The 10792-nt window shown below is 60.0% G+C and carries 9 protein-coding genes; 8 read left to right on the top strand and 1 reads right to left on the bottom strand.

Features of this window, described 5'->3' with window-relative positions:
* Positions 1-167: 167 nt before the first annotated feature.
* The gene (locus E3Z29_RS15340; RefSeq protein WP_158556648.1) at positions 168-1520 is read left to right on the top strand and encodes an AAA family ATPase; all 1353 of its coding nucleotides are present in this window, start codon (positions 168-170) and stop codon (positions 1518-1520) included.
* Positions 1517-2257, top strand: a complete 741-nt coding sequence (locus E3Z29_RS15335; RefSeq protein WP_134786180.1) for a retron system putative HNH endonuclease — start codon at positions 1517-1519, stop codon at positions 2255-2257. The genes E3Z29_RS15340 and E3Z29_RS15335 overlap by 4 nt, the downstream gene beginning before the upstream one ends.
* Positions 2258-2285: 28 nt before the next feature.
* On the opposite strand, the gene E3Z29_RS15330 is transcribed toward E3Z29_RS15335, so the two are convergent.
* On the bottom strand, positions 2286-3059 hold the full coding sequence (locus E3Z29_RS15330; RefSeq protein ID WP_134786179.1) for an AraC family transcriptional regulator: 774 nt from the start codon (positions 3057-3059) through the stop codon (positions 2286-2288).
* A gap of 200 nt (positions 3060-3259) precedes the next feature.
* Between E3Z29_RS15330 and E3Z29_RS15325 the strand changes: the two genes are divergently transcribed.
* The 6 genes from E3Z29_RS15325 (at position 3260) to E3Z29_RS15300 (ending at position 10775) form a co-directional block, all read left to right on the top strand.
* Positions 3260-4888 carry an APC family permease gene (locus tag E3Z29_RS15325; RefSeq protein ID WP_134786178.1) on the top strand — a complete coding sequence of 543 codons (1629 nt, stop codon included), beginning with the start codon at positions 3260-3262 and terminating at the stop codon, positions 4886-4888.
* 21 nt (positions 4889-4909) lie between these two features.
* Positions 4910-5836, top strand: a complete 927-nt coding sequence (locus E3Z29_RS15320) for a 4-hydroxyproline epimerase (protein ID WP_134786177.1) — start codon at positions 4910-4912, stop codon at positions 5834-5836.
* 50 nt (positions 5837-5886) lie between these two features.
* On the top strand, positions 5887-6834 hold the full coding sequence (locus tag E3Z29_RS15315; RefSeq protein ID WP_134786176.1) for a dihydrodipicolinate synthase family protein: 948 nt from the start codon (positions 5887-5889) through the stop codon (positions 6832-6834).
* Between the two features lie 58 nt (positions 6835-6892).
* On the top strand, positions 6893-8470 hold the full coding sequence (locus E3Z29_RS15310) for an aldehyde dehydrogenase (NADP(+)) (RefSeq protein ID WP_134786175.1): 1578 nt from the start codon (positions 6893-6895) through the stop codon (positions 8468-8470).
* Positions 8471-8472: 2 nt separating this feature from the next.
* Positions 8473-9738, top strand: a complete 1266-nt coding sequence (locus E3Z29_RS15305; protein WP_134786174.1) for an FAD-dependent oxidoreductase — start codon at positions 8473-8475, stop codon at positions 9736-9738.
* Between the two features lie 68 nt (positions 9739-9806).
* Positions 9807-10775 (top strand): Dyp-type peroxidase, encoded by a 969-nt coding sequence (locus E3Z29_RS15300; protein WP_134786173.1) that lies wholly within the window; start codon positions 9807-9809, stop codon positions 10773-10775.
* Positions 10776-10792 lie beyond the last annotated feature (17 nt).

Here is a 10792-nt window from a genome sequence, read left to right as displayed (position 1 = left end):
CTGCGTCGATGCTAACATCCCAAAAGATATAAAGACCTCGTTCAAGGATGCTCAGGGTTCAACATGCGCATGATTAAGTACACCAGCAAATATCTTTGCCAAGTTAATGATACAAATTTTTACTCAAATACGTTTGCTACCTCGACGAATTGCCTGGAGGCGTTTTTTTGATAATCAGTAAAATTCGCCTCGAAAATTTCCGAGGTTTTAAAAATTTTGACTTGGAAATGCATCCCAAGCTAACGATAATCGCGGGTATAAATGGCTTAGGCAAAACCACACTTACTAGTGCAGCAAGGCTTATATTGTGGTCCTATGTCAGAAACTATGGTGACGACGTGCGACACGGAATCGTCCCGAAAATAGAATTAGACGATGTACATTGCTTCCAAACCGAAACTTCCGAACGCGAATTGAAATTTCCCTGTTCCGTAAAAGGGATATTCAACTTTCCTGATGGTGATGGATTCGGTTATTTTGACGAAGATTTCGATGATGAATTCGCATTTGATATTGTGGGTTGCGAGTTAAAAAGCGAAAACTCAAAAATCAAATGGCTGCATGCAAACTCGGTAGATCTTGAGGCCACAAAAAAAGGCATGGATGCCGCATTCGAAGATCTTGATCGATTATTAGGCGAAGAATCCCGACCTACTAACCTTCCGGTTGTTGCATGCTATGGGACTAATCGTTTATGGAGAAAGCACGCGACGCCAAGAAAGTCCGCTCGAACCACACACAGATTTGTTGGCTACGACGGAGCAGTCAACCTCAACTCTCACTACTTTAAATTTGAGTGGTTCATTTTCTTAATTCTCGCATTTGAAAATCGGGAGTCTGCCGCGCTTCTTTTACTGTCGGTAAAAGAAGCCATACTCACTGTTACCAATTGGGAACTTCTTCTACCTCAAAAAGGTAATAAAGATATACTTTTCAAACTTGGGAAAGAAAAAATGAAACTTTCTCAACTAGGAGACGGCGTGCGCAGCATGATCGAACTGGTTGGCGATCTCGCTTGCCGTTGCGCACTATTAAACTCGTACTATAAAAAAGATGCGGTGAAGAAAACCTCTGGTGTTGTGCTTATCGATGAGATCGATATGCATCTGCACCCTAGATGGCAACAGACAATCCTGAAGCAACTGCAGGATGCCTTCCCGAAAATCCAGTTCATTGTCACAACGCACAGCCCACAAGTGCTGAGCACTGTAAGGAGGGAAAATATCAGGCTGCTGGAGCGGGACGCCAGCGGTCAGGTCTCGGCGAACGAACCCCTCGCCAGAACCTATGGCGAACCGAGCGGCGATATTTTGCATAGTGTCATGCAGGTCGATCCGCAGCCGCCAGTGGCCGAGAAAGCCGACCTTCAGCGACTGACTGAGCTAGTAGATAAAGGTCTTTACGATGAGCCGCAAGCTCTGCAGCTGGCTAGAGAACTTAGCCTATCCCTCGGGGAGCAACATCCCCAAATGCAGCGGCTAAAACGCAGCATTGCTCGGCAGAAGGTACTCAAAGGATGAGACACATCGTTCAACGGCGGTATGCCGGCTACCATTTGGATAAATCGCACGAAAACCCGCCACTAACGTCCGAAGATGCGACCAATCGCTGGGGTGGCTTTGATCATAAGCAAGAAGTGATGGGGTTCTTGCTGTCAGAGCAGTATTCATTGTGCTGTTACAGTGAACTACGTGCTGACGAGCATGAGCTTGGGTATCACATTGAGCATGTCGAAAACAAAAGACAAAACCCGCAGCGAACATTTGACTGCACCAATCTTGCAGCTTCTGCTCTGCGCACCGGAGACAAAGCTCCTCTATTGAATAACCTTCTTGAAGACGAGCAAGCAGGTGTCGTCTTCGGTGGACATGCTCCAGGCAAACAGAAATCGGTCGACATGCGACTCTTCGTTTCGCCACATCAGCCTGATTGCCGGCGTTTCTTCACTTATCTGTCTGACGGGCGCGTCGTCCCCGCGGACGGTTTGGAGAAAAGAGATGAAGATCGCGCTCAATACACTATTGACCTACTCAACCTTAACAGCCCCTTCCTATTGATAGAGCGGCGTCGGTGGTGGGACGAACTGGACGAGATTTTCATAGATCACGTTGAACAGGAAATGGATCTAGAATGCTTGATTGGTATCAATTTGATACCTTGCAATGACAAGCTGTATCCCTTTTTCAGCTTGACCCGAAGCTTTTTCGGTCGCATCGCTGAGGACGTAATCCAAAAGGCAGCTCCTCAGCTCATTTGATCGCCGTCTACATTTCAAATCGACTCCTTCACTGCCCCGTCGCCAGCCGGTACTGGCGCGGGGTAAATCCGGTCGAAGCCTTGAACTGCCGGGTGAACGCGCTGTGGTCGGTATAGCCGCACTGCAGCGCCACTTCGGTGATCGGCAAGTCGCCGTGCAACAGCCGATGCGCGTGCTCAAGACGCACTTTCTGGATCATCTGCCGCGGCGTGAGGTGGAACACGCGCTTGCAGTAACGCTCCAGTTGCGCCACTGAAATCCCGGCGATGCGCGTCAGTTCGCTCAGGCTGACGCGCTGATTGAAGTTTGCCCGGATGTACTCGTCCACCGCCGCCAGCCGCTGATACGCCGGATGGGTTTCGCTGGCGGTCTGCAAGTCGACGGAAATTCCCGCCAGGCCGATGATCCGATTGTTGCGGTCGTACAGCGGACGCTTGTGGGTCAGGCACCAGCCCGGTTCACGGCTGCCGTACAGATGCAGCTCCAGCTGATCTTCCAGCACAAATCCCTCTTCCAGTACGCGCCGATCCTGCTCGGTGTAGCCCGGGCCCAATTGCGCCGGAAACACCTCGGCGCTGGTCTTGCCCAGTAACGGTCGCAGGTCTTTCAAACCGCAGCGCTGCACCAGCGTCTGGTTGGCCATGACATAGCGCGCCTGCAGATCCTTGATGAAGATCGCCGCGTTGGGAATCACGTCGAGCATCGGCAACAGCAGCGCCATGCTGGCGAGCAGATCGTCGAGGCTCTGCGGTCGACTCGCCTCGTTCTGCTGGCTCAGGATCGCAAACGCGTTCTGCGGCATACCTCTCACTCCCCACTCGGTTTTATCACTTGCACGCAGATTGCCCGATGGCCGACAGCCTGTCGAGCCGGGCCTTTGCCGTTGGCCACTGTGCTGATTTCGTCATCGTCACCGGCAAAAAACATCAATCGCCCATCGCCCGATGAGTTCACTGTAGCGCCACTGCACGCCCCTCCAACAACCAACAAGAAGGCGACGCTATGACAGGCCAAGGCAAGTTCAAGAAACAACTTTCATTGATAGACCTCACGTTCATCGGACTGGGGGCGATCTTCGGTTCGGGCTGGTTGTTCGCCGCCAGTCACGTATCGGCCATCGCCGGCCCGGCAGGGATCTTTTCCTGGCTGCTCGGTGGTTTCGCCGTGTTGCTGCTGGGCATTGTCTACTGCGAATTGGGCGCCGCGTTGCCGCGTGCCGGTGGCGTGGTGCGTTACCCGGTTTACTCCCACGGCCCGCTGCTCGGGTACCTGATGGGTTTCATCACGCTGATCGCGTTTTCCAGTCTGGTGGCGATCGAAGTGGTCGCCTCGCGGCAATATGCGGCAGCGTGGTTTCCCGAGTTGACCAAGGTCGGCTCCAGCGACCCGACCGTGCTCGGCTGGTTCGTGCAGTTCGGGCTGTTGTGCCTGTTTTTCCTGCTCAACTACCGCAGCGTGAAGACCTTCGCCATGGCCAACAATCTGGTCAGCGTGTTCAAGTTCATCGTGCCGCTGCTGGTGATCGGCGTGCTGTTCACCTTCTTCAAACCGGCCAATTTCGAAGTGCATGGCTTTGCGCCGTTCGGTCTGTCCGGCATCGAAATGGCCGTGTCGGCCGGCGGGGTGATCTTCGCTTATCTGGGCCTGACGCCGATCATTTCCGTGGCCAGTGAAGTGAAGAATCCGCAACGCACAATCCCGATTGCGCTGATCCTGTCAGTGCTGCTGTCCACCGCGATTTACGTGTTGCTGCAAACCGCTTTCCTCGGCGGCATCCCGACCGAAATGCTCGCCAATGGCTGGGCCGGCGTCGCCAAGGAACTGGCCCTGCCGTACCGTGACATCGCTCTGGCACTGGGTGTCGGCTGGCTCGCGTATCTGGTGGTGGCCGATGCGGTGATCTCGCCCAGCGGCTGCGGCAACATCTACATGAACGCCACGCCACGGGTGATCTATGGCTGGGCGCAGACCGGGACGTTCTTCAAGATTTTCACCCGCATCGACGAAAAATCCGGCATCCCGCGCCCGGCGCTGTGGCTGACCTTTGGCCTGTCGGTGTTCTGGACCCTGCCGTTCCCGTCTTGGGAAGCGCTGATCAACGTTGTCTCTGCCGCGCTGGTATTGAGCTATGCGGTGGCGCCGGTGACGGTGGCCGCACTGCGCCGCAACGCGCCGGACATGCCGCGTCCGTTCCGGGTCAAGGGCATGAGCGTCCTCGGGCCGCTGTCGTTCATCATCGCCGCGCTGATCGTCTACTGGTCGGGCTGGGGCACCGTGTCGTGGTTGCTCGGCCTGCAAATCCTGATGTTTGTCATCTACCTGCTGTGCGGGCGCATGGTACCGACCGCGCACCTGAATCTCGGCCAGCAAGTGCGCTCTTCAGCGTGGCTGATCGGCTTCTACGCGGTGACCATCGTCCTCTCCAAGCTCGGCAGTTTCGGTGGTATCGGCGTGCTCAGTCATCCGTTCGACACCGTGATCGTCGCGGTCTGCGCGCTGGCCATCTACTACTGGGGCGCGGCCACCGGCGTACCGGCACACCTGATTCGTCTGGAAACCGAGGACGACGAAAGCGAAGCCGCTGAATCCTCCACCCATTCGGCACAGGGCCAGCGCCCTGCTCACGCCTGACCTTCACTCAAGGGACGAACCATGAAACGACTGCACATCATCGATTCCCATACCGGCGGCGAACCCACGCGTCTGGTGATGAAGGGCTTCCCCGAGCTGCCCGGCAACAGCATGGCCGAGAAGCGCGATGCCTTGCGCGAAGGCCACGATCAATGGCGCCGCGCCTGCCTGCTGGAACCGCGTGGCAACGACGTACTGGTCGGCGCGCTGTATTGCGCGCCGGTGTCGCCGGACGCCACTTGCGGGGTGATTTTCTTCAACAACGCCGGATACCTCGGCATGTGCGGCCACGGCACCATCGGCCTGGTCAACTCGCTGCATTACCTGGGGCAGATCGAACCGGGCGTGCACAAGATCGACACCCCGGTCGGCCCGGTCAGCGCCACCCTGCACGAGGACGGCGCGGTGACCCTTGGCAACGTCCCCGCCTGGCGCTACCGCAAACAGGTGCCGGTCGATGTGCCCGGTTACGGTCGCGTGTCCGGCGATATCGCTTGGGGCGGCAACTGGTTTTTCCTGGTTTCCGAACACAGCCAGGACCTGCAGATGAGCAACGTCGAAGCCCTCACCGAGTACACCTGGGCGATGCTCAAGGCCCTGGAGGCCCAAGGCATCCACGGTGAGGACGGCGCGCTGATCGACCACGTCGAACTGTTTGCCGACGACGCCCACGCCGACAGCCGCAACTTCGTCATGTGCCCGGGGAAGGCCTACGACCGCTCGCCCTGCGGCACCGGCACCAGCGCCAAACTGGCCTGCCTGGCCGCCGACGGCAAACTCGCCGAAGGCCAGGTCTGGACGCAAGCGAGCATCACCGGCAGCCAGTTCGAAGGGCGCTTCGAATGGCAAGGCGAACGCGTACGCCCATTCATTACCGGCCGCGCCTACATGACCGCCGACGCCACCCTGCTGATCGACGAGCAGGATCCTTTCGCCTGGGGCATCTGAGTGCCCCGCTTTTCTAACGATCCGAATGAATGTCCCGAGGAGCTACAACAATGAGCGATAACATCTTCACTGGCTGCATTCCCGCGCTGATGACTCCGTGCACCGCCGCGCGTAAACCCGACTTCGACGCCCTGGTGGCCAAGGGTCGCGAGCTGATCGATATCGGCATGAGCGCGGTGGTTTACTGCGGCTCGATGGGCGACTGGCCGCTGCTGACCGAGGCTGAGCGTCAGGAAGGCGTAGCGCGTCTGGTGGCCGCCGGGGTTCCGACCATCGTCGGCACTGGCGCGGTCAACAGCCGTGAAGCGGTGTCCCACGCTGCACATGCGGCGAAAGTCGGTGCCCATGGCCTGATGGTGATTCCGCGCGTCTTGTCCCGTGGTGCTTCGGCCACCGCGCAAAAAGCCCACTTCGCCGCGATCCTCAACGCCGCGCCGAACCTGCCGGCGGTGATCTACAACAGTCCCTACTACGGCTTCGCCACCCGCGCCGAGCTGTTCTTCGAACTGCGCCGTGAACACCCGAACCTGATCGGCTTCAAGGAGTTCGGCGGTGGCGCCGACTTGCGCTACGCCGCCGAAAACATCACCTCGCAGGACGATGCCGTGACCCTGATGGTCGGTGTCGATACCCAAGTGGTGCACGGTTTCGTCAACTGCAACGCCACTGGCGCGATCACCGGCATCGGCAACGCCCTGCCCCGCGAAGTGCTGCAATTGGTGGCGCTGAGCAAGCAAGCGGCCAAGGGCGATGCCAAGGCCCGACGTCTGGCGCGCGAACTGGAAGCGGCGCTGGCAGTGTTGTCGTCGTTCGATGAAGGCTGCGATCTGGTGCTGTATTACAAGCACCTGATGGTGCTCAACGGCGACCATGAGTACGCCCTGCACTTCAACGAAACCGACGCCTTGAGCGATGCCCAGCGCCGTTACGCCGAGACCCAGTACGCGCTGTTCCGCCAGTGGTACAAAAACTGGTCCGCCGAACAGAACCTCGCCTGATCGCAGTCCCTGCCCCGGTGTGATGCCGGGGCTTCACCTCTTTTATCAAGGAAGCGTCATGACTCTGACAGGCCACATGCTGATCGGCGGCCAAGCCATTGCCGGCAGCCGAGAAGCGATCCGCGCGATCAATCCCGCCACCGACGCGGTGCTGCAACCGGCCTACGCCGGTGGCACTGCAGAACATGTCGAACAGGCCTGCGCACTGGCGTGGCAAGCCTTTGATCGTTATCGCGAGACCTCCCTCAAAGCTCGCGCCGAATTTCTCGAAACCATCGCCAATGAGATCGAAGCCCTTGGCGATGCGCTGATCGACCGTGCCGTGGCCGAAACCGGCCTGCCACGCGCCCGTATCCAGGGCGAACGCGGACGCACCTGCGGGCAACTGCGCACCTTTGCCCGCACAGTGCGTGCTGGCGAGTGGCTGGACGTTCGCGTCGATCAATCACAACCACAGCGCCAGCCGCTGCCACGTTCTGATTTGCGCCAGCGGCAGATCGCGCTGGGGCCAGTGGCCGTGTTCGGCGCCAGCAACTTTCCGCTGGCGTTCTCGGTGGCCGGCGGCGACACCGCTTCGGCATTGGCCGCCGGTTGCCCGGTGATCGTCAAGGCGCATAGCGCACATCCCGGCACCAGTGAACTGGTCGGCCAGGCGCTGGCTCGCGCGGTGAAAAAATGCGGTTTGCCTGAAGGCGTGTTTTCGCTGCTGTTCGGTTCGGGCAATGAAGTGGGCATTGCGTTGGTCAGCGATTGGCGCATCAAGGCTGCGGGCTTCACCGGCTCGCGCAGTGGCGGCCTCGCCCTGAGCCAAGCGGCGCAGGCACGGCCGGAGCCGATTCCGGTGTACGCGGAAATGAGCTCGATCAATCCGGTGCTGCTGTTTCCCGCAGCGCTTGCCGCTCGCGGTGAGGCGTTGGCGCAGGGTTTTGTCGCCTCGCTGACTCAGGGTGCCGGGCAGTTCTGTACCAATCCCGGGCTGGTCATCGCTCACCAAGGGCCGGCGCTGGACAGTTTCATCGCCACCGCCGCCGAAGGGGTCCAGCGCAGCCCGGCGCAGACCATGCTCACGCCGGGGATTTTCCGCGCCTATGCAAGCGCCGTCGCCGCGTTGGCCGAACATCCGCAGGCGCAACACGTGGCGAGCGGTCTAGCGGCTGAAGGCCCGAACCAGTGCCAGACGCAATTGTTCATGACTCAGGCGCAGGACTTCCTCGCCGACGCACGCCTGCAAGGTGAAATCTTTGGTGCCGCATCACTGTTCGTACAGTGCGCCAACGACGATGAAATCCGTCAGATCTGCGAACACCTCGAAGGCCAGTTGACCGCCACCCTGCACCTGGATGACGCCGATCTGGATCAAGCCCGGGCCTTGTTGCCGACACTGGAGCGCAAGGCCGGACGTCTGCTGGTCAACGGCTGGCCGACCGGGGTCGAAGTGTGCGATGCGATGGTGCATGGCGGGCCGTTCCCGGCCACGTCGGACTCGCGCAGCACCTCGGTCGGCACGGCGGCGATCCTGCGCTTCCTGCGGCCGGTGTGTTATCAGGATTTTCCCGACAGCCTGCTGCCGCCGCCGCTGAAACAGGCAAATTCGCTGCAATTACGGCGCTTGCTCGACGGCCAGAGGGAAGCCTGAACATGCCCGACAACCTCACAGCGGACAACGCCGACATCGCGGTGATCGGCGCCGGCATCATCGGCGTCGCCTGCGCTCTGCAACTGGCGCGTCAGGGTAAACGGGTGGTGGTCATCGACAAGCAGCCGCCCGGTCATGGCGCCTCGTTCGGCAACGCCGGGCATCTGGCCACCGAGCAGGTGTTTCCGATTGCCGATGCGTCGATCCTCAAGCGCCTGCCGGCAATGCTGATGGACCCGATGGGGCCGCTGCGCCTGGACTGGAAGTACCTGCCGCGCGCTTTGCCGTGGTTCAGCCGATTACTGCTGAACCTGCGCCCGGCGCCGTTTCAGCGCACCGTGGCCGGTTTGCGCGCGCTCAACGAAAGCAGCCTCGACGCCTGGAAGCGCCTGCTGCACAGCATCGCCCACCCCGACCTGCTCAAGGAGGACGGCTCGCTGCTGGTGTTCGAGCGCGCCGAATCGCGACCCGCCGTCGAAGCCTTGCAGGCGCGCATGCGTCAGCAACAGGTACCGGTAGACTTCTGGTCGGCCAGCGCCGCGCGGGAAAGCGCGCCGCAGCTCAGCGAACAGGTTCAGGGCGGGTTGTTCTACCCACGCACCGGGCATTTTCTCGACCCGTATCAGGTGGTATGTGAACTGGTGAGCGCGGCCAAAACGGCCGGCGTGCAGTTCTTCCAGCAGGAGGTTCAGGGCGGCCAGTTGCAGGCGCATGGCGTGTCGCTGATCACCGATCAGGGACGTTTCACCGCGCGGCAGGTGCTGATCGCCTGTGGCGCGCATTCGGCGAAGCTCACCACTGCACTGACCGGTAAACGCGTGCCGCTGGACACCGAACGCGGCTATCACCTGATGTTGCCGCATGAGCAAGGACGCCTGCCGTTCGCCGTCACGTCGCTGGAGCGCAAGTTCATCATGACGCCGATGGCCGGCGGCTTGCGCCTGGCCGGCACCGTTGAGTTCGCCGGTCTGGAGCGCCCGCCGTTTATGGAACGCGCCTGGCAGTTACACCGTTTGAGCAAGGGCTTATTCCGCCGTGATTTGAACGCTGAAGACGCGACGCCGTGGATGGGCTTTCGTCCGTCGCTGCCGGACTCGCTGCCGATCATCGACAAGGTCTGCGACGGCAAGGTACTGCTCGCGTTCGGTCATCAGCATCTGGGGCTGACTCAAGCTGCGATTACCGCAGAGATGGTCGCGCATCTGGTGTCACCCTCAGCGAACTCCGGCTTGCCGGCACTGGATGCCTATCGACTCGGTCGCTTCTGAGATATCGATGAAACGTTTTTGGTTTCATACTGAGCGCCGACCTTGGCCCCGCGCATATGGAACCGACTATGACTTCATCAATGGATACCCAGACACCCGAGCCACAAGCAATCTGCAACCCGATCACCAGCAGCGCGATTTTCATCGTCGCCACGCTGCTGCCTGGCAGCGACGCCGCCAGTCAGGTGCGCGGCTGGTGCGGCGACATCGCCGCCCTCACCCGTTCGGTTGGCAAACGCGTGCCCAGCGGCAACCTGTCGTGTGTCTGCGGGTTCAGCGCCAGCGCCTGGGACGCCCTGTTCGGTAGTCCGCGCCCGGCCTCACTGCATCCATTCCGCGAATTCGGCGTCGAGGGCCGCCGTGCCGTGGCGACCCCGGGCGACATCCTGCTGCACATCCGTGCCGATCAGATGGACCTGTGTTTCGAACTGGCAACGCAGCTGTGCAGCGCACTCAATGGCGCGATCACGGTGGTGGATGAGGTGCAGGGTTTCCGCTACTTCGACATGCGCAGCATCATCGGTTTTGTCGATGGAACCGAGAACCCGGTGGGCCGCAAGGCAGGCCATTTCACCCTGATCGGCAACGAAGACCCGGCGTTCGAATCCGGCAGTTATGTGCTGGTGCAGAAGTACCTGCACAAGATGGAGGCGTGGAATGCATTGAGCGTCGAGGCTCAGGAGAAGGTGATCGGCCGCACCAAGCTGGCCGACATCGAACTCGGTGAAGAGGTCAAGCCGAGCAACTCCCACAGCGCCCTGACCACCATCACCAAGGACGGTCAGGAGCAGAAGATCCTGCGCGACAACATGCCGTTCGGTCGTCCGGGGGTTGGCGAGTTCGGCACCTATTTCATCGGTTACGCGCGCTCGCCGGAACCGATCGAGCAGATGCTGGAGAACATGTTTGTCGGCAAACCCGTCGGCAACTACGACCGTTTGCTGGACTTCAGCACGGCAGTCACCGGGGGGCTGTTCTTTGTGCCGTCAGCCGACCTGCTCGAAGAGCTGGCGGAGCGAGAGCCCGAGCAGGCGTGACACCGTAGCGCCACGCC

The organism is Pseudomonas sp. S150 (assembly GCF_004526365.1).
Lineage (GTDB): Bacteria > Pseudomonadota > Gammaproteobacteria > Pseudomonadales > Pseudomonadaceae > Aquipseudomonas > Aquipseudomonas putida_A.
The sequence above is the reverse complement of the archived record's forward strand: the minus strand, read 5'-3'. Positions and strand labels throughout refer to the sequence as shown.

What these genes read in the sequence shown, in the direction of transcription:
- E3Z29_RS15325 (WP_134786178.1), top strand. Translation starts at nt 3,260, where the DNA reads ATGACAGGCCAAGGCAAGTTCAAGAAACAACTTTCATTGATAGACCTC.
- E3Z29_RS15300 (WP_134786173.1), top strand. Translation starts at nt 9,807, where the DNA reads ATGACTTCATCAATGGATACCCAGACACCCGAGCCACAAGCAATCTGC.
- E3Z29_RS15315 (WP_134786176.1), top strand. Translation starts at nt 5,887, where the DNA reads ATGAGCGATAACATCTTCACTGGCTGCATTCCCGCGCTGATGACTCCG.
- E3Z29_RS15310 (WP_134786175.1), top strand. Translation starts at nt 6,893, where the DNA reads ATGACTCTGACAGGCCACATGCTGATCGGCGGCCAAGCCATTGCCGGC.
- E3Z29_RS15320 (WP_134786177.1), top strand. Translation starts at nt 4,910, where the DNA reads ATGAAACGACTGCACATCATCGATTCCCATACCGGCGGCGAACCCACG.
- E3Z29_RS15305 (WP_134786174.1), top strand. Translation starts at nt 8,473, where the DNA reads ATGCCCGACAACCTCACAGCGGACAACGCCGACATCGCGGTGATCGGC.
- E3Z29_RS15335 (WP_134786180.1), top strand. Translation starts at nt 1,517, where the DNA reads ATGAGACACATCGTTCAACGGCGGTATGCCGGCTACCATTTGGATAAA.
- E3Z29_RS15330 (WP_134786179.1), bottom strand. Translation starts at nt 3,059, where the DNA reads ATGCCGCAGAACGCGTTTGCGATCCTGAGCCAGCAGAACGAGGCGAGT.